The sequence below is a fragment of the Flavobacterium sp. HSC-61S13 genome (assembly GCF_024171535.1).
Lineage (GTDB): Bacteria > Bacteroidota > Bacteroidia > Flavobacteriales > Flavobacteriaceae > Flavobacterium.
Map to the genome: position 1 here is coordinate 224,627 of NZ_JALJZV010000003.1, position 18,882 is coordinate 243,508.

Below are 18,882 nucleotides of genomic sequence, written 5' to 3' on the forward strand. Positions count from 1 at the left end.
GTTTTATCCGTCAATACGTAACTTCATCCCGGGATGAATGTTTTGACCTTCTTTTAAATTATTGATTTTTTTCAACTGCCCGATCGAAATACCAGGATGTTTTTTAGAAATAGAATAGAGAGAGTCACCGCTTCTAACCGTATATGTTTTTTCAGATTTTGCCGACTTGGTATTAGCGATATTAGCCACTATAGCTCCTACTTTTAATTTTTTACCTGGGTGAATCGCGTTGGAATTCATATTATTCCACTTTTTGATTTGCGCTACAGTTATTCCATATTTATTGGCAACTACTCCCAAACTTTCCCCATTTCTCACGGTGTGATAGGTTGGTTTAGTATCGTTAGTAACCAAGGCAGAATTAGATTCTAAAGTGAAAATAGGCTTTTCAACTTTATCGTTTTCATGATCGATATAGGCATAGATCTTATCTTCATTTGACGCGAAGAGTCCGACTTTGTTAATCGGCAATCTGACAAAATGATTTTTACCCGATACATACGGAATCTCTTTCAGCTTATAAGTTGGGTTTAAAAATTCAATTTCATGTGATGAGATATCCAAAAGCGACGAAATTTGATCAAATGTCATTCTTTTTTTTACAGCGATCGTATCGGTTTGAGCTAGAACGGCTGGTGAATTATTTGCAACAATACCGTGTTCTTTTCCATATTCAAAAATATACATGGTAGCAAAGAAAGCCGGTAAATAACCTTGCGTTTCTTTAGGCAGGTTTTTGCGAATATTCCAGTAGTTTGTATAACCACTTGAACGACGTATCGCTTTGGAAACATTTCCTGGTCCGGCATTATAAGAAGCCAATACCAAATCCCAATCTCCAAAAATAGCGTATAAATCCGATAGGTATTTAGCTGCTGCCTCTGATGACTTTAAAGGATCTGAACGTTCATCGACAAAGGAATTCACTTCCAATCCGTATTGCTTACCTGTAGGATACATAAATTGCCATAAACCTGTGGCACCTACTCGAGAGCGAGCTGCTGGATTCAAAGCAGATTCCACTATAGCTAAATACTTCACTTCCAATGGAACATCATATTTTGCTAAGTGTTCTTCAAACATCGGAAAATAATAATCGGCCAAGCCCATTAATCGAGCATAGGATTTCTTTCTATTCTTTAAAAAGGATTTAATAACCCGTTCTAAAGATTCGTTATATTCAATTTTAAATGGTGATTTTTGATCGAGTAATTTAAGTCGGCTTTTCAATAATTCTGTGGGTAACTCATCGAAACTCACGTCTTCATCTCTGTAGATATTACTGATGTCTGACTCCATTTCTTCGAATAAATCAAGATTTACTAACTCTTTGGTCATGCGTTCTTCGATACAACTACTCATCGAATGATTGACAAATGAATTTTTAATGGAATCTAAATACGAAATGGTGCTTTCTGCATTGTTGTTATTGCTTTCCGACGAAATCTGAGCGAAAGCTCCGATAGAAAACAAGCTTAATAGAAGGGTTGATACTTTGGTATTCATGCTTAACTTTTTGAAATAGAGCAGGGTGTCGTTAATCCCTGCTCTATTATGAATTTTTTAATTGTTTTCGATGGCTGCTATACCCGGCAATGTTTTTCCTTCCAACATTTCCAACATAGCTCCTCCACCTGTAGAGACATAACTCATTTTTGATTCAAGACCAAATTGCTTTACTGCGGCTACAGAATCCCCTCCTCCAACTAAAGAGAATGTTCCTGATTGGGTTGCTTCCGCAATATAATTTCCTAAGGAAATGGTTCCGTTCGAAAATTTTTCTAGTTCAAAAACCCCTAAAGGTCCATTCCACAAAATAATTTTCGATTCTTTAATAACTGGCTTTAAAAGCTCTAAGGTTTTTGGGCCCACATCTAATCCCTGCCATCCGTCAGGAATATCATTGACATCGACAATTTTAATATTCGCAGTATTTGAAAATGCATCTGCTGCAATTACATCAACTGGCAAGTGAATCTGAACATTTTTTTCCTTGGCTTTTCTAATAATTTCCAATGCCAATTCCATTTTGTCATCCTCACAGATAGAACTTCCTATTTTACCGCCTAAGGCTTTAATAAACGTAAAAGTCATACCTCCACCAATAATCATATGATCGATTTTATCTAAAATATTTTCGATAATCGTTATTTTAGAAGACACCTTTGAACCGCCTAATACAGCCGTTACCGGTTTATCTGTACTATTTAAAACTTTATGTATACTTTCAATTTCTTTGGCTAATAAATAACCAAAAGTTTTATTCTCTGGAAAAAACTGAGCAATAACGGTTGTGGACGCATGTGCTCTATGCGCTGTTCCAAAGGCATCATTGATATAGATATCTCCTAATTTCGCCAATTGCTCTGCGAAAGATACCGTTCCCTTTTCCTCTTCTGGATGAAAACGCAGGTTTTCCAATAATAGTATGGAACCCGATTTACTATTTTTTACTACATCCTCTACTTCACTACCCACACAATCAGGTACAAAAGTAACCGGCATACCCAAAACCTCTTGCGTTTTTGATACGATATGTCTTAAAGAGTCTTGATCTTCCACTCCTTTTGGTCTTCCTAAATGCGACATCAAAATGGCAGTACCTCCCCCTTCAATAACCTTGAGTATGGTTGGTTTGGCGGCCTCGATCCTATTGGCATCAGTCACCGCGAAATCAGCGTCTAACGGCACATTAAAATCAACTCTTATCAGTACTTTTTTATCTTTAAAATTAAAATCGTTAATGGTTTTCATTATATAATTTAATGGGGTTCAGTTATAGAAATTTCACAAATATAAACTTTTTTAGTTTTTAAAAAACTGATTTAAACCCATCCGAGAACAGAATAACTGAATTTTAAGGTTTTAAGGTTTTTTTAAGATTTAAAAAAATGTTTATGGATTTTACTTCTAAATAACCTTTATTTTGATGAAATCAACCTCATAATCCTGCGATATCACCAATTGGAAAGATTTTATTTTGGCTTTATAAAAGTACCTTTTCCCTGCTGATCTGGTTTTAATTCCCAGTACTTTTCAAATATTTGGCTTACATTTATCCTCTAAATTTATGATATGTCTAAACACTTTATCATCATTGGTGGAGGGATTGCAGGACTCGCTACAGCCATTAGCTTAAAAAAATTGGGACATAGCGTCAAGGTTTTTGAATCCAAACCCGATATCTTAGGTTTAGGAGCCGGATTGGGACTCGCTGCCAATGCGATGAAAGCCCTTGATTATTTAGATTTGGCAGAAGAACTAATACCGTTGGGCAATATGTTGAGTTCCTTGACCATTAAGGACGCACATGGAATTCCGATTTTTCAAGCCGACACCGAATTGGTTAAAAACGGAACTGCTGATAACTTCAGTATTCACCGCAAAGTCTTGATAAAGTATTTGTTTGATAAACTCAGTACTGAGGATACCGAGGTATCTAAAAAGTTAGTAGCAGTAAGTCAAAATGATCGTCAAGTTGAAGTTACTTTTTCCGATGGTACTCAAGCGGTTGCCGATTATTTAATTGGATGTGATGGTGTTGGATCAGTGGTGCGACAAACATTGCTGCCCAAGTCTACACCGCAATATGCGGGTTATACTTGTTGGCGGGCTATAACGCCCAATCCCAATATCGACGTGCAAGATGGAACGGAAATTTGGGATCAATCCGGTCGTTTTGGCTTTGTTCCTCTAAGGGGCAATCTCATTTACTGGTATGTCTGTATCAACACAACTACGGAGAATTACGCTACAATTAAAGCTTACGGCATTAAAGAATTAAAATCGATTTTTAAGGATTTTTATAAAGAAGTCCCTCATATCATTTCAAATACAGCCGACAAAGATTTAATCCAAAGTGATATTTTAGACATTAAACCGCTCAAACAATTTGCCTTTGAACGGATTTTACTATTGGGTGATGCGGCTCATGCAACCACACCAAATATGGGTCAAGGGGCTTGTATGGCCATTGAAGATGTCGCTGTATTGATTCACGAATTAAAATTGGAAACCGATGTGATCAGTGCCTTTAAAAAATTCGAACGCAAACGTCTAAAACGCACGCGTTCTGTAACGGTCAAGTCCAAACAAGTAGGTATCATCGCGCAACTTGAATCACCTATATTATGTCGAATTCGAAATAGTTTTTTTAGAAATTTGCCGCAATCCTTTGCAAAAAATCAAATGGAAAAACTCTTAAATACCAACATATTTAAAGCCTAAAACTTCGGTTATTATCCCTTTTCTAAATCGGTAATTTCAATTATATTTGTCCTATGCAGTTTTCAGAAATAATCGGTCAACAACATCTCAAGAATCATTTGATTCAAAGTGCCTCTTCAGGTCGTATTCCTCATGCACAATTGTTTATTGGTCCTGATGGTTCAGGTACTTTGCCTATTGCAATAGCCTATGCCCAGTATTTATTGTGCAAAAATACTGGAACCGAAAATACGGGTGGCTCTGATGCGTGCAATTTAAAGTTTAAGTCATTGGGTCATCCCGATCTCCATTTTGCCTTTCCTGTAGCAACAACCGATGCGGTCAAGAAAAATGCAACTAGCGATAGTTTTATGGAAACTTGGAGAAAATTTGTAACCGATAATCCGTACGGAAATCTTTTTGATTGGTACAATCATATCGATATTCAAAACAAACAAGGTCAAATTGGTGTGGATGAAGCACATGAAGTTCTAAAAAAACTGGCACTTAAATCCTATGAAGGCGGTTATAAAGTCATGATTATTTGGATGGCCGACAAACTGAATGTCGAGGCCTCGAATAAACTTTTAAAACTCCTGGAAGAGCCACCTGCCAAAACCGTTTTTATCTTAATCGCTGAAAACGAAAAATCGATTATACAAACTATTTTATCGCGTTGTCAAATATTGAAATTTCCAGCATTAACCGCTGTTGAAATTGAAACGGCTTTAATTGAAAGAGAACAGTCAGACCCATCTGCCGCCGCATTAATTTCAAGACAAGCTCAAGGAAATTACAATAAAGCCTTGCATTTACTTAGAAATAAACAAGACGATTTACCCTTTGAAAATTGGTTTGTACAATGGGTACGAGCTGCATTTCGAGCCAAGGGCAATGCCGCAGTAATTCAAGATCTCATTCTTTGGAGTGAAGAACTGGCCGCTTTGGGAAGAGAATCGCAAAAGCAATTTTTAGAATTCTGTATCGAAATGTTTAGACAGGCTTTGTTAATTAATTATCAAGCACCGCAATTGGTTTTTTATCAAACCACCGTCGAAAAATTCAAATTGGAAAACTTTGCACCCTATGTCAATAATTCCAATATCAACGAAATATTCAACGAATTATCTGATGCCATCTACCACATTGAACGCAATGGAAATCCGAAGATGATTTTTACAGATCTATCGATTAAACTGACTCGTTTGATCCACCAAAAATAGCTGGTTTTTGCTTTTTTAATTTAGTGGATACCTTACCTCTTTTAGGGCTATTCCCTGATTAATGTGATCCTTTTTGATGTAATACATCGATTTTTTTGTTTTTTTAAAATTAACGCAGTATCTTGTTAGTACTAACTTACTCTGTAAATTTAGAATTGGCGTGGATTTTATAAGAGTAATAGACTAATTATAGGTTGTTTAGCAACCTTAAAATCGAATATCTTTAAAAATGTAGTCATCACCAAAAAAATACTCAATAGTACCAATTTTAATAATATATTTAATCGGTGATAAAACGGTATAAAAACATCGTTCTAACTAGGGGGTAAAATTAATTTAGAAACGATTTTTTATGGATAGTACGGTTGTTTTTGGTATGTTGATAACGGCTTATTTTGTAATTATTTTCATTCAATCCGGTTTGGATAAACTGATGGATTGGAAAGGAAATTTAGCATGGTTAACGCCCCATTTTAAGGAAACCGTTTTTGAAAATCAAGTACCGGTCGCTTTGGGTATTATAACTTTTTTAGAGTTGTTTACCGGCTTAGTCAGCTTGATTGGTTTGTTTGATTTAATTGTTTTCTCTTCGGTCATTTTTGCTTTTTTAGCATCGGTTTTGGCAACGATTACTTTTTTATTCTTGCTCTTTGGACAGCGCATGGCCAAAGACTACGAAGGTGCCAAAACAATTGTCATCTATATGATACCCGCGCTACTAGCAGTGTATTTCTTAAACTAATCTTTTCTAGCTGGATCTTATTTATAAAAAGCCGTATACGAGCATCTATCGAGACCTAAGTATTATTGGGATATAGAGGCTTTAAACAATCGCAACTCTTCCCAGCTAAAGGCATTTCCTACCTTCTCTTTTATTTCAGAGAGGCTCAATTCTGTATTACTATCCAATATTACTTTTAATTGTTGAATACGAGATGCGGGTAATATCTCTTGGATTTCAACACTTTTCTGTGCGATCAATTTGGCCATATGCCCATAAATGGTCTGTTCGGTCAACTTACGCATTTCCGCTATTTCGGAAATAGTATTGGCATCCTTCCACATTTCTAAGGTAATTTCAGTGGTCTGTTTTTTACTGCTTTTCTTTTGTTTCTCGGGTTTTTCGTAATACGAATCTTCTTCTTCGTCATCTTCCAAATCTAAGTTTCCAGTGCGTAAAATTTCAGCGATAGCTACTAAATGATTAATACGGTATTCACCAATGGTCAAAGACGATAAATTTTCTTTACTAATCTCTTTACCTTCCTCCAGGGCTTTGATTAATAATTGTGCCTTCATCATTTGCAAAATTGCCTTGATATAACTGTTTTCTAAATCGGAAAGCTCTTCGTAAAAAGCCTTCATCTTTTTCATCTTCTTCACGCGGGTAACGGTGAATAATATTTCAAAAACAAGACGGTCCATTTTTGGAAAAAAATATGCATAAGCCTTGTCAAAACGCTCTTTTACAAAATCAAAATCATAGGGTTCAGCGTGGAACAATTGATGCAGCTGATTGACAAACTTTTCGGAGTGTACCAAAAGGGTATCCATATTTTGAGATTGCATTTGCGCCCAACCTTGAAATTGTTTTTTCTTACTGCGATCTGTTTCAGCGATATAGGTTTGTAAATGTTGACGCCATTGAGTCGATAAATCAAACCACGAAAACGTCTGGACCAAATATTTATATATAAAAAATCGCGTTGAAGTATGAAGTTCTTTTTCGAGTCGTTCGGAATCGGCTTTTTGATTGGCATATTCCATGACGTCAACGTCATTTTGCAATCCATTCATCTGAATTGGATTAAGCAAAATAAGCCCTTCTAAGGAACGTAAACGCGATAAAGCAACGTATGCTTGTCCGGGTAAGAAAACGCGTGATACATCCAATACAGCGCGGTCAAAGGTCAAGCCTTGACTCTTGTGTACCGTAATTGCCCAAGCGAGTTTGATGGGATACTGCGTATAGGTTCCTAAAATTTGCTCTTTGATTTCTTTGGTATTGCTATCAACGGTATATTTAATATTTTGCCACTCGTATTTTTCGACCTCTATGGTTTTGTTTTCTTCGGGAAAATGTACAAATACTTCATTGGGTGATAGTGATTGAATAATCCCCATCTTTCCATTAAAAAAATTCTTTTCAAAAGACAGATCATTTTTTATAAAAATGATTTGCGACCCCACCTTAAGCGTCATCTTTGCCTCTAATGGAAATATTTTTTCCGGAAAATCACCTACTAATTCCGGGTAATACGTATAGATTTTGTTAGGCAGTTCTTGAAGCGCTTCTGAATTTATAGCATCTGCTTTGGCATTATGCGTAGTCAGGGTAATATATCCTTTATGTTTTTTTAAATCGAATTCCGGTTGTACAAATTCATTGAGCAGATCAACATCTTTTGAAGTGACTTGATTGTTTCTCAAATTGTTTAAAACGTCAATAAAGCGATCATCACTTTGACGGTATATTTTATCCAGTTCAATATACAGGGGTGGATTTTTCTGAATAACATGAGAATGAAAAAAGAAATTACCGCGATAGTATTGTTTTAATATCTCCCATTCAACTTGTTTAACTACGGGTGGTAATTGCAATAAATCGCCAATAAACAACACTTGTACTCCGCCATAAGGTTGTTCATTACGCCGTATTCTACGCAGCATAAAGTCCATGGCATCCATGACATCAGCCCGCACCATACTGACTTCGTCAATAATCAGCAATTCCAAATTCAGAAAAAGTGCTTTTCGAGTATTATTCATCAACAGATGTCGACGTAGAGAAACTTGATTTTCAAATTTAACCGTATCGGAGAATATCGGAACCGATTTGGAATCGGGTATAAAAGCGGCAAAGGGTAAATGAAAAAAGGAATGTATGGTAACACCACCTGCATTTAGAGCTGCAATACCAGTAGGTGCAACTACAACAGCATTTTTATGCGTAGTGTCAATGATTTGTTTGAGCAAAGTAGTCTTACCCGTACCAGCCTTTCCCGTTAAAAATATAGAACGATTGGTTTGATTGATAAATTGTAATGCATATTTCGCTTCTGCAGATATCCTTTTCATTTTGCCTTGGTATTGAGCCTACAAATTACCCTCTAAAAAAGGTACTAAAAAAATAAAACCTCCAATATTTGGAGGTTTTAAATATAAAAATTATTTTTTAGTTTCGGTCTTTTTTTCTTCTTTAGATTCCGAAGCAGTAGCCGTACCTTTATATTTTGAATTCAAATCTTTGACGATCTTTTCAGTCAAATCAAATTCTTCTTTAGCGTATAAAATAGTAGAGGCATCTTCAGTACCATAGATATAAGCATATCCATTTTTCTTACCGTAGTCCTGTACAAAACTCTTGATCTTTTTAACTACAGAGTCCATTTCTTTTCCGCTTTCCATTTGCAATGTTTGAACCATCGACTGTTGTTTCATCGTCAACTCTTGCTCTCTCTTTTGCAACTCTGCGCCTTTTTGTTGTGCCCAAGCCATTCCTTTTGCTTGTGCATCTCTTTGAAAATTTTGTGCGTCTGATTGAAATCTAGAAATGTCCCCTTCTAGTTCTTTTCCCATCTCGTCAGACTTAATTTTATATTTGGCTTCAATATCTTTCGTCTCTTCATATTCCTTCATCAATTTTTGTGTATCGATGTAAGCCGTTTTGTTTTCACTAACGGTAGTAGTAGTTCCTTTATCGGTACATGAAAGTAATGTCGCAACCATGCCCAATACTAAAATACTTTTTTTCATTTCTTTTTTAATTTTATTTACTTGGTAAATGTAATAAAAACTTTTTATCTAATTAAATTAATTTTTCTCTCTACTAAAACATCATAACTAATACCAATGATTAAAGCGTTCGAAATAGAAATTTACTATTAAAAATGGCTTATTTTAAAGCGTTTTAAGCTACTTTCTAAATTTCTGAATATACATTCACATTTGAACCATAATTCATTTAACCAATAGTCTTATTTCGATTTTTGGCTTTAAAATCGACTTATAAAAGCTAAAAATTGTAGGATGCAAGCCACTACCCTACATCGATCATCTAAAAAAGTAATTTTCCAAATATTTAAAACTTTTTGATTAACGAATCCTTATCATGCATTTTTTTACTTTCTCTAAAAACCTAAATTGGAAGGATAATAAAAAATATATAAACTTTGCATTTTATATAAGTATTACTATTTTGAATCAACAGTCTTAAGTGTGGTAGTATTTTTATAATAAATAAACGACAGCAATCTGAAAACATAATATATAAAAATCAAAAACTTCTTTTAAAAACTAAATGCCATATTTACTATTCTAATAAATAATATGCAGTAATAACCGAGGTTATAAAATTTAGTTTTTTTTCGATCGTCCTAATAGTTCACCTTTAAAATTTAGCCGGAAAATAATATCTTGAAAATTCATCTTTTTACGTACACATCTCATATTTGAAATCAATGTTGACTTTATAGAGATGAATAAAAAAAACTCGAATTAGTATTAATTCGAGTTTTTGTACTGTATCATGATTTACAATAGCTGTTTATTTTTTCGCGATCTGATAGATAATCGAAGAATATTGAAAGTCTTTTTTTGCTTTCCAATTGGATTTTAATCCAATAAGAAATGCACGAATAAAATTCATTTTTCCAGTTTTATATTTTTCAGATAACAGTGAAACATAAAAACTATCAAAATACATAGGGTGTTTCTTTACAATTTTTAAGTCATATTTTCCCATTAACTTCAACATCGCCTCTTGTGAAAAATGCCAAAGATGTCGAGGTACATCATAAGCAGCCCAAAATTCTTTGTAATACTGAGCGTCGAAAGACTGATAATTTGGAACAGCAATAATCAAAATACCATCCTTTTTTAGAATTCGATATAAGGACTGCACTTGAATTTCGAGATCATATACGTGTTCTAATACATGCCACATGGTAATCACATCTATCGAATGATTTGGAATATCGTCTAAAGAATCTATCGTACTAATTTTTTTTTCTAATAGAATTTTTTGTGCGTTTGAATTGGGTTCAAAACCTAAAGTTTCCCAACCCCTATTTTTAGCTGCCACAAGAAAATCTCCTGTTCCCGCTCCGATGTCTAACAATTTTCCAGTAACTTTTTTATCACTACTGATCAGTTTTATTTTGTCGCTAATCGCTTTCTTTTTGACCAGATGATATATTTTTTCAAACCAATTTCGTTTACTATCGGTATGCGAAATATAATCTTCACTCTCGTAATAACGATCAAGATCTGCTTTATTCGGTTGCGGAATCGTTTTTAAAATACCAAATTCTTCTTCTATCATCAAGTCAAAAGATTCTTTCGACACCGAATTATCTTTTACCGATAGGTATATATTAGAATCTTTTTGTTTCATTTTCTAAACTTTTTTAAATTCAAAAAGTGTAAAATTACCTTTTACACTTTTTAAAATTATATATTGTTTCACGTGGAACATTAACGCCCCATATGAATTAATAAAATCGATATATCAGTAGGAGTTACTCCACTAATTCTAGAAGCTTGTGAAATACTAACTGGTCTTATCTTCTTTAATTTTTCACAGGATTCATAAGACAAAGACTTGATCTTATCATAATCAAAATTCTCAGGAATACGTACATCTTCTAAACGAGTCAGTTTATCTGCATTATTCTTTTCCTTCTCTATATAGCCGGAATACTTCACTTGAATTTCCGCTTGTTCGATAATTTCCTGGTCTAACTCGTGCTCATCAACATAAGCCCGCACCTTAGCAAACTTCAACATATCTTCCAATTCCAATTGTGGACGTGAGAATACCTTAAACATTTTATCCGCTTGAACCATCGGTGCAGAACCTTTCTCCAAAAGTATAGGATTAGCCTCCTCCATCTTTACACTGGTTTCTTTAAAGAATTCGACAAAAGCTTCAGATGCATTTTGCTTGATTTGCATTCTTTTTAAACGTTCGTCAGAAGCCAAACCTAATGCATGTGACATCGGTGTTAATCTAAAATCAGCATTATCTTGTCTTAACAAAGTACGATATTCCGCTCTTGATGTAAACATTCTATACGGTTCCTCTGTACCTTTTGTAATTAGATCATCAATCAATACTCCGATATATGCTTCATTTCTCTTTAAAATAAATGGCTCACGCTCATTAACTTTTAAGTGTGCATTGATACCAGCCATCAATCCTTGAGAAGCCGCTTCCTCATATCCGGTCGTTCCATTAATCTGTCCAGCGAAATATAAACCTTCAACCAACTTGGTTTCTAACGTATGCTTTAATTGTGTAGGCGGAAAGTAATCATATTCGATAGCATAACCTGGTCTAAAAAACTTCACTTTCTCAAAACCAACTACCGAACGCAAAGCTTTAAACTGTACATCTTCTGGCAAAGAAGTCGAAAAACCGTTGATATAATACTCACAGGTTTTCCATCCTTCAGGTTCTACAAAAATCTGATGACGATCTTTATCGGCAAATCTATTGATTTTATCTTCTATCGAAGGACAATATCTAGGACCCAAACTTTTGATACGCCCGTTAAACATCGGTGAACGATCAAAACCTTCACGCAACAAATCATGTACTTCTGGCGAAGTATAGGTCATGTGACAATCGCGTTGTTCTACCAAAGGTTTTGTTATATCCAAGTAAGAAAATTTTGCTGGATTAACATCTCCCGGTTGCGGTTCCATTCTAGAAAAATCAAGTGAACGTCCGTCAACACGTGGCGGGGTTCCCGTTTTCATTCTACCAGAAGTGAATCCCATTTTTACCAAATCTTCTGTTATTCCAAATGAAGCACTCTCACCAGCTCTACCTCCTCCAAATTGTTTTTCTCCAATATGAATCAAACCATTTAAAAAAGTACCGTTGGTCAGTACTACAGATTTTGCTTTAATCACAATTCCCAAAGAAGTTTTCACACCGACGATCTTGTGATTTTCTACGATAATACCAGAAATCATTTCCTGATAAAAATCTAAATTCTCCGTTCCCTCCAACATCAATCTCCAGGTTTCAGCAAATCGCATACGATCACTTTGAACGCGTGGCGACCACATTGCCGGACCTTTTGATTTATTCAACATCTTAAATTGAATCGCAGTTTGATCAGAAACAATTCCTGAATAACCACCTAACGCATCAATTTCACGAACAATCTGACCTTTTGCAATTCCTCCCATTGCAGGATTACAAGACATTTGTGCAATGTTTTGTAAACTCATCGTAACCAACAAAGTTTTGGATCCCATGTTCGCTGCCGCTGCTGCTGCTTCCGAACCGGCGTGTCCTCCACCTACTACGATTACATCATATATATCTTCAAATAAACTCATTGTTTCACGTGGAACATTTAATTAATAATTTAAAAAAAGTGGTCTATTGTTCCACGTGGAACATCGACATTTTTTCATTTTCCTTTTGACGCATAATTATTTCATCACTCTCCGTCTTGTCTTTATAACCGCAATAATGTAAAACACCATGTGCCATCACACGACGCAACTCATCTAAAAATAATACCTCGTAATCCGATGCATTATCCCGAACACGCTCTATAGAAATAAACATATCTCCCGATACAACATCACCCGAACAATAATCAAAACTAATGATATCTGTCAACGTATCGTGATCCAAATACGTCACATTGATCTGATGCAAATAAGCATCGTCACAAAAAATATAATTGATATCACCGACAACTAAACCTTCAGATAAAACCAACTGCTCTATCCAAGAGGAATAAACAATCTCATCATCCAATTTGAATTCACACTCATAATTAAAAGTAATCATACACAGGGAGTTAAATAGTAAACGTAAAGCCGACAAAGTTACGATGAAAAATAAAATTAAAGGAAACCAAAAATAAAAAAAAAACTTAAATTAAAAACTATCTAATATATTAATAATCAGTATTTTAAACATATATAACTCAACTAAATACCGTTTACAGCTCAAAATATAAAAAAATAGAGGTTCAATTGCTTTCACAAGTAGATTATAACGCAAAAGATTAGCTACACCTAAAAATATTTACCAACACCAGTAAAGGTTTTCAACAAACTTAAGGTTGATAACTTAAATTAGATTACAAATTACAACTGTTGCATGCAGTACTGCTATCCTAACGTTTTTATTTACCACTACCTACCAAGCCTATCTTTCAGTTAAGTATTGCCTTAAAGATACACAGCCATAAAGGATCCATTCAATCAAAAATCTTTCTAACAACCTACACTTTTTACAAGTAAACCGTTCTAACAAGTATTACCAACCTATAGTATCCCAGCTAATTTATTATTGCGAACTTTGAATAAGCATAATAATTTTCAAAATTAAAATTGATTCGAAGATCTAATTTTTCATTCAAACATTCGTTTTAACCACTGTGAAGATTTATTTTAATTTCTGTTTTATAATTGTTATCAACATCTATATATAATAGAAAAAAAATATTTTTTAAAATTTAAATTTATTTCTTCTTCTTATTGTGTGTTAATAGCTACAATAACTTTTTGATGAAAGTAGTCGTTACTGACTTGTCATTACTTATACACATTATTTAAAAAAGTATCTCGTTGGTTTTAAGTGAAGTGTTGTAGTTATCAACAATTACATATATTATTTTTAATAGTGAAATTTTAATAAGTATTGTTGTTGATAACTGTTGATAACTTCCATTTTAGAACTCATAACAAAACAACAAATTTTAGAAACTAAATTTGGAATTCTAAATCACGATTTGGATTAGGTTTTTTTTCTGAATAAACAAAAAAACCTTGTTGAATTCTATCCAAACTTATCAACATTTAATGTTAACATATAATTAACTGAGGGTTAAGCTCTTAGTGATTTGAATTAACATTGGTTTTTTGAGCTTTTTATAAGTGATGTATAGTATTGATTTATAGTGTTTTATATTTTTTAAAAGTCAAATAGCCTTTAAGTTACCTTTTAAGAGGAAGGAAAATTGAAAATTAAAAAATCCATTTACTGCCAAGATTGTTAATCGTATATTTGTAAAAAATTATCAAGACCATGTCAAATAATGTACGAGTGCGTTTTGCACCAAGTCCTACAGGACCTTTACATATAGGAGGTGTAAGAACCGCTTTATTTAATTATTTATTTGCAAAAAAAAATAAGGGTACCTTTTATCTTCGAATCGAAGACACCGATCAAAATAGATTTGTTCCAGGTGCTGAAGCTTATATTTTAGAAGCACTAGAATGGTTGGGAATTTCACCAGATGAAACTATTGGAAAAAATGAAAAATTTGGACCTTATAGACAGAGTGAAAGAAAGGCCTTATATAAAGAGTATGCGGATCAATTGATTCAAAGCGGATGGGCATATTATGCTTTTGATACAGCGGCAGCCTTAGATCAGTTGAGAAAAGAAACGGAAGAAGCTGGAAATACTTTTATATATAATCATACCAACAGAGAAATTTTAGAAACTTCTTTGCGTCTAAGCGCTGAGGAAGTTGCTGCTAAAATTCAAGCAGGTGATGAATTTGTTATTCGTTTTAAAACGCCGACAGATCAGACTTTGCATTTGAATGATTTGATTCGCGGAGACATCAAGTTTGAAACCAATTTATTAGACGATAAAGTATTGTTTAAAAGTGATGGTATGCCTACTTACCATTTGGCTAATATAGTAGATGATCATTTGATGGAAACATCGCATGTGATTCGCGGTGAAGAGTGGTTACCTTCCCTACCCCTACATGAATTGTTGTATACGGCCTTCGGATGGCAAGCTCCAAAGTTTGCACATCTGCCCTTGATTTTAAAACCGGTTGGTAACGGTAAATTATCTAAGAGAGATGGTGATAAGCTTGGATTTCCTGTATTTCCATTAAATTGGACTGATCCTGTGTCTGGTGAACAATCATCGGGTTATAGAGAAAAGGGATTTTATCCTGAAACCGTCTTAAATTTTTTGGCACTACTGGGATGGAATGACGGTACAGATCAAGAAATTTTTTCACTAGATGAATTGATTGAAAAATTTGATTTATCAAGAGTACATAAAGCAGGAGCTAAATTTGATCCAGAAAAAAATAAATGGTTTAACCAGCATTATTTGAAATTGCAATCCGATAGTAGTTTGACGCAAGAATTTCAAAAGGTATTGGTTGAAAAGCAAATCACAGCTGCAGATGAGTATGTTGAGAAAGTGGTGGGTTTGATTAAAGAAAGAGCCACATTTGTTAGTGATTTTTATGAGTTGAGTGATTTCTTTTTTGTTGCACCGACAACTTATGATGCTAAAGCTTTAAAAAATTGGAAAGAAGATACAGCTACTTTAATGCAAAAAACTATAGCTGTTTTAGATAAAATTGACGATTTTACTTCTGCTCATATCGAAAGCACGGTGAAAGAATGGTTAACGGCTCAGGAGATTGGAATGGGTAAAGTTATGCAGCCATTACGATTGAGTTTGGTAGGAGAATTAAAGGGACCGCACTTGTTTGATATTATTGAAATGTTAGGAAAATCCGAAACTATTTATAGAATAAACAATGCAATAGCTAAAAATTAACTTTTTCATAATTTATTTTTTTTATATTAGCCTTGTATTAACATAAAAAAATTATTATAAATGAAGAAAATTTTATTAATCACTATGCTATTTACTTTTGTATCACTGGTGTCATGCAGTAGTAGTGATGATAGTAATCCGGTGGATTCAATTAAAGACCTGGTGTTAACAGCTGATAATACGGGGATAGTTACTGGTGAAATCGTAAAGTTTACCGTTACGGTTGACGGTAAGGAGGTAACAGATGCTGATATATATGTAAATGATGCCAAATCGGGTTATGAACATACTTTTAGAACTGTTGGTGTTTATCGGGTGGTTGCGAAAAAAGCGAATTCCAACAATAGTAATACCGTTTCGATATCGGTTACTGAGAATGTAATAACAGAGCCAGAGCCAGGATCAAGCAGTAAGTTTTTGGGAAAATGGACTCCACAAGACATCACCGTAAATTTTAATGGTGTTCCTGTTCCTGGAGGCGTTTTAGCATACCCACACCAAGCGAAATGCGATAAGGATATGGTTGAATTATTGGCTTCGTATCAAGGAATTTATACCTCACATAGTGAAACTTGTGAAGTTACTAAACAGACACAAGCATGGAAGGAAAATGGTAATGTCATTGTAATTCCAATCATGGGAATTGAAATTGAAGCAAATGTAACAGAGATTACGTCAAATAGCATGATCATCGAAATCGATGTTTATAAGTATAAAGCATTGGTTGATCTCTTGATGCCGGAACTTTCACCTTTAATAATAAAAGGAATGAAAGCCGACTTAAAATTAGTTAAATAAAAAAAAAATCCTGCGTAAGCGGGATTTTTTTTTATACTTTGCACATATTAATCTTTAATAACTGCTCTATATTATGTTTTTACCCATTTTAGGATTTTTCCTTTTAGTAATTATTTTAACTTCCTTTTTTACTGTCAAACAACAGTCGTCAGCTTTGGTAGAACGTTTTGGGAAGTTTAAAAGCATCAGACATTCCGGTTTACATTTTAAAATACCAATCATCGATAGAATTGCTGGTAAAGTTAACCTTCGTATTCAGCAATTGGATGTTATTATTGAAACCAAAACAAAGGATAATGTATTTGTTAAGTTGAAGGTATCGGTTCAGTTTAAAGTGATACAGGATAAGGTTTATGAAGCTTATTATAAATTGGAATATCCGCATGATCAAATTACTTCTTATGTATTTGATGTGGTTCGTGCAGAGGTTCCAAAATTGAAGTTGGACGATGTATTCGAGCGTAAAGACGATGTTGCTGTAGCTGTGAAGAGAGAATTAAATGAAGCTATGACTACCTACGGTTATGATATTATCAATACATTGATTACGGATATTGATCCAGATATACAGGTTAAAAATGCGATGAATAGGATTAATGCTGCTGATCGTGAAAAAACAGCTGCGGAATATGAAGCTGAAGCAAGTAGAATTAGAATTGTAGCTAAAGCTAAGGCCGAAGCGGAATCTAAGCGATTGCAAGGACAAGGTATCGCCGATCAACGTAGAGAAATCGCTAGAGGTTTAGTAGAGAGTGTTGACGTTTTGAATAAGGTGGGGATCAATTCACAAGAGGCATCTGCTTTAATTGTTGTAACACAACATTACGATACTTTACAAGCTATCGGAGCGGATAATAACTCGAATTTAATCTTATTACCAAACTCTCCACAGGCGGGTAGTGATATGCTTAATAATATGGTGGCATCTTTCACAGCGAGTAATCAAGTTGGCGAAGCCATGAAAAGAGCCCCTAAGAAGAAAAAAGATTCCTCTGAAGATAGTTTATAGATATAAGTCAAAAGTAGCTTAAATGCGCTTAAAACATAAAAAACGCCTCGATATTCGAGGCGTTTTTTGTATTTAAGTTGGATTGTAAATTTTTAATCTTAACTTTTTCTCTTAAAAATAAATTTTAACAAGGTAGTTAGAAGAAACGTTTGCACTCCATTAGAGTTTGAAACTATAGAAGCTACGGAGCCAAAGGTATTCCTAATGATTTTCATCGGCGTGAACGCGTCTTTTAAATCATCAATGGATTGAACCACTCGGTGGAATTCCAATTCTCTTTGTACATCAAGAATTTTTAATTCGTGATTGATCTCTTCTATAGAATTAAATTGTTTTTTCATCAGTATGGTTTAGTCGTTAAAGAAAATATCTGAGAATTTTCTAATTAAGGGTTTTTCAATAATGACATTTTTGTAATAGTAAATTACAAAACTCAATAGTAAATAAACACCTCCAACAATTAAAAAACCTAGAGTAAAACTTTCAAGCGCCTTACCAATAGCAAAAGCGGCAGCAATGGAAATAAACAAAAGGGTTAGCATAGAGAATAAGCTCAATAAAAAGACTTTAAGCATAAAGCTCGTAGCCTTAGTAATAACCTTGAATCCCCACAATTGGTAAAATTCAATGTTACTATCAAGAAATGCTTTTGCATTGCTCTTAATATCCCTGATGTCTTCTTTTACTTCGTCAAATGCCATATCAATTGTTATTATTTAGCGTTAGCTGCTTTGCTAGCTTCTTTTTTTAATTCAGCTAGTTTTTTCTCTAAAGCCGAGATAACATCTTCAGATTTTTTTCCTGTCGTTGAAACCAATTCTTCAAAACCCTCTTCGAAATCGTGTTTTTTTCTTTCAACTACACCTTTTACTTGTTTTTTTAGTTCGTCAATTTTATCAGACAAACCATCTTTAGATTGGCTAAAACCTTTTTTAAGTTTTTTTCTCATTTTTGTTCCTTCTTCAGGAGCAAACAACATTCCTAATCCAGCTCCAACTGCGGCACCAGCTAGTACTGCAATAAATGTATTTCCTAATTGATTTGACATAACAATTTGTTTTTTTGATTAATAA

16 protein-coding genes are annotated in these 18,882 nt (G+C 34.2%); 6 read left to right on the top strand and 10 right to left on the bottom strand.

Features of this window, described 5'->3' with window-relative positions; translation table 11 throughout:
• Window positions 1–3 precede the first annotated feature (3 nt).
• On the bottom strand, window positions 4–1,506 hold the full coding sequence (locus L1275_RS04460; RefSeq protein WP_253470249.1) for a lytic transglycosylase domain-containing protein: 1,503 nt from the start codon (window positions 1,504–1,506) through the stop codon (window positions 4–6).
• Between the two features lie 57 nt (window positions 1,507–1,563).
• Complete coding sequence (pgk, locus tag L1275_RS04465) at window positions 1,564–2,754, bottom strand: phosphoglycerate kinase (RefSeq protein WP_253470251.1); 1,191 nt, start codon at window positions 2,752–2,754, stop codon at window positions 1,564–1,566.
• Window positions 2,755–3,075: 321 nt separating this feature from the next.
• Here pgk and L1275_RS04470 point away from each other — a divergent pair, with 321 nt between their 5' ends.
• The 3 genes from L1275_RS04470 to L1275_RS04480 all read left to right on the top strand — a co-directional run bounded on the left by L1275_RS04470 (window position 3,076) and on the right by L1275_RS04480 (window position 6,171).
• Window positions 3,076–4,227, top strand: coding sequence for an FAD-dependent oxidoreductase (locus L1275_RS04470; protein ID WP_253470253.1), 1,152 nt, complete (start codon window positions 3,076–3,078; stop codon window positions 4,225–4,227).
• 53 nt (window positions 4,228–4,280) lie between these two features.
• On the top strand, window positions 4,281–5,429 hold the full coding sequence (locus L1275_RS04475; RefSeq protein WP_253470255.1) for a DNA polymerase III subunit delta': 1,149 nt from the start codon (window positions 4,281–4,283) through the stop codon (window positions 5,427–5,429).
• Between the two features lie 352 nt (window positions 5,430–5,781).
• Window positions 5,782–6,171: a DoxX family protein gene (locus tag L1275_RS04480; RefSeq protein WP_253470257.1), complete on the top strand. Its 390-nt coding sequence runs from the start codon at window positions 5,782–5,784 to the stop codon at window positions 6,169–6,171.
• Window positions 6,172–6,233: 62 nt separating this feature from the next.
• Here L1275_RS04480 and L1275_RS04485 read toward each other — a convergent pair whose 3' ends face one another.
• From L1275_RS04485 to ybeY, 5 genes are all read right to left on the bottom strand, one after another.
• Window positions 6,234–8,507, bottom strand: coding sequence for a helix-turn-helix domain-containing protein (locus L1275_RS04485; protein WP_253470259.1), 2,274 nt, complete (start codon window positions 8,505–8,507; stop codon window positions 6,234–6,236).
• Between the two features lie 90 nt (window positions 8,508–8,597).
• Entirely contained in the window at window positions 8,598–9,185 is a 588-nt protein-coding gene (locus L1275_RS04490) for an OmpH family outer membrane protein (protein ID WP_253470261.1), read from the bottom strand.
• Window positions 9,186–9,975: 790 nt separating this feature from the next.
• Complete coding sequence (locus tag L1275_RS04495; RefSeq protein WP_253470263.1) at window positions 9,976–10,824, bottom strand: class I SAM-dependent methyltransferase; 849 nt, start codon at window positions 10,822–10,824, stop codon at window positions 9,976–9,978.
• A gap of 80 nt (window positions 10,825–10,904) precedes the next feature.
• Window positions 10,905–12,782, bottom strand: coding sequence for a tRNA uridine-5-carboxymethylaminomethyl(34) synthesis enzyme MnmG (gene mnmG / locus L1275_RS04500; protein WP_253470265.1), 1,878 nt, complete (start codon window positions 12,780–12,782; stop codon window positions 10,905–10,907).
• A 43-nt stretch (window positions 12,783–12,825) separates the two neighbouring features.
• Window positions 12,826–13,245, bottom strand: a complete 420-nt coding sequence (ybeY, locus tag L1275_RS04505) for an rRNA maturation RNase YbeY (protein ID WP_253470266.1) — start codon at window positions 13,243–13,245, stop codon at window positions 12,826–12,828.
• Window positions 13,246–14,490: 1,245 nt separating this feature from the next.
• On the opposite strand from ybeY, the gene gltX reads away from it, so the two are divergent.
• The 3 genes from gltX to L1275_RS04520 all read left to right on the top strand — a co-directional run bounded on the left by gltX (window position 14,491) and on the right by L1275_RS04520 (window position 17,809).
• Window positions 14,491–16,002, top strand: coding sequence for a glutamate--tRNA ligase (gene gltX / locus L1275_RS04510; RefSeq protein ID WP_253470267.1), 1,512 nt, complete (start codon window positions 14,491–14,493; stop codon window positions 16,000–16,002).
• Between the two features lie 60 nt (window positions 16,003–16,062).
• Window positions 16,063–16,800 carry a hypothetical protein gene (locus L1275_RS04515; protein WP_253470268.1) on the top strand — a complete coding sequence of 246 codons (738 nt, stop codon included), beginning with the start codon at window positions 16,063–16,065 and terminating at the stop codon, window positions 16,798–16,800.
• Between the two features lie 73 nt (window positions 16,801–16,873).
• The gene (locus tag L1275_RS04520; RefSeq protein WP_253470269.1) at window positions 16,874–17,809 is read left to right on the top strand and encodes an SPFH domain-containing protein; all 936 of its coding nucleotides are present in this window, start codon (window positions 16,874–16,876) and stop codon (window positions 17,807–17,809) included.
• Between the two features lie 98 nt (window positions 17,810–17,907).
• Here the strand turns inward: L1275_RS04520 and L1275_RS04525 are convergent, their stop codons facing one another.
• From L1275_RS04525 to L1275_RS04535, 3 genes are read right to left on the bottom strand one after another with little or no spacing between them, the layout of a single operon-like run.
• Window positions 17,908–18,150 (bottom strand): DUF6327 family protein, encoded by a 243-nt coding sequence (locus L1275_RS04525; protein ID WP_253470270.1) that lies wholly within the window; start codon window positions 18,148–18,150, stop codon window positions 17,908–17,910.
• Between the two features lie 9 nt (window positions 18,151–18,159).
• A complete protein-coding gene (locus L1275_RS04530; RefSeq protein ID WP_253470271.1) occupies window positions 18,160–18,510 on the bottom strand; it encodes a competence protein in 351 nt (116 codons plus the stop codon).
• 11 nt (window positions 18,511–18,521) lie between these two features.
• On the bottom strand, window positions 18,522–18,857 hold the full coding sequence (locus tag L1275_RS04535) for a YtxH domain-containing protein (RefSeq protein WP_253470272.1): 336 nt from the start codon (window positions 18,855–18,857) through the stop codon (window positions 18,522–18,524).
• Window positions 18,858–18,882 lie beyond the last annotated feature (25 nt).

Excerpts from the sequence above, each read along its gene's own strand:
- L1275_RS04460 (WP_253470249.1), bottom strand. The coding sequence starts at position 1,506 with ATGAATACCAAAGTATCAACCCTTCTATTAAGCTTGTTTTCTATCGGA.
- pgk (WP_253470251.1), bottom strand. The coding sequence starts at position 2,754 with ATGAAAACCATTAACGATTTTAATTTTAAAGATAAAAAAGTACTGATA.
- L1275_RS04470 (WP_253470253.1), top strand. The coding sequence starts at position 3,076 with ATGTCTAAACACTTTATCATCATTGGTGGAGGGATTGCAGGACTCGCT.
- L1275_RS04475 (WP_253470255.1), top strand. The coding sequence starts at position 4,281 with ATGCAGTTTTCAGAAATAATCGGTCAACAACATCTCAAGAATCATTTG.
- L1275_RS04480 (WP_253470257.1), top strand. The coding sequence starts at position 5,782 with ATGGATAGTACGGTTGTTTTTGGTATGTTGATAACGGCTTATTTTGTA.
- L1275_RS04485 (WP_253470259.1), bottom strand. The coding sequence starts at position 8,507 with ATGAAAAGGATATCTGCAGAAGCGAAATATGCATTACAATTTATCAAT.
- L1275_RS04490 (WP_253470261.1), bottom strand. The coding sequence starts at position 9,185 with ATGAAAAAAAGTATTTTAGTATTGGGCATGGTTGCGACATTACTTTCA.
- L1275_RS04495 (WP_253470263.1), bottom strand. The coding sequence starts at position 10,824 with ATGAAACAAAAAGATTCTAATATATACCTATCGGTAAAAGATAATTCG.
- mnmG (WP_253470265.1), bottom strand. The coding sequence starts at position 12,782 with ATGAGTTTATTTGAAGATATATATGATGTAATCGTAGTAGGTGGAGGA.
- ybeY (WP_253470266.1), bottom strand. The coding sequence starts at position 13,245 with ATGATTACTTTTAATTATGAGTGTGAATTCAAATTGGATGATGAGATT.
- gltX (WP_253470267.1), top strand. The coding sequence starts at position 14,491 with ATGTCAAATAATGTACGAGTGCGTTTTGCACCAAGTCCTACAGGACCT.
- L1275_RS04515 (WP_253470268.1), top strand. The coding sequence starts at position 16,063 with ATGAAGAAAATTTTATTAATCACTATGCTATTTACTTTTGTATCACTG.
- L1275_RS04520 (WP_253470269.1), top strand. The coding sequence starts at position 16,874 with ATGTTTTTACCCATTTTAGGATTTTTCCTTTTAGTAATTATTTTAACT.
- L1275_RS04525 (WP_253470270.1), bottom strand. The coding sequence starts at position 18,150 with ATGAAAAAACAATTTAATTCTATAGAAGAGATCAATCACGAATTAAAA.
- L1275_RS04530 (WP_253470271.1), bottom strand. The coding sequence starts at position 18,510 with ATGGCATTTGACGAAGTAAAAGAAGACATCAGGGATATTAAGAGCAAT.
- L1275_RS04535 (WP_253470272.1), bottom strand. The coding sequence starts at position 18,857 with ATGTCAAATCAATTAGGAAATACATTTATTGCAGTACTAGCTGGTGCC.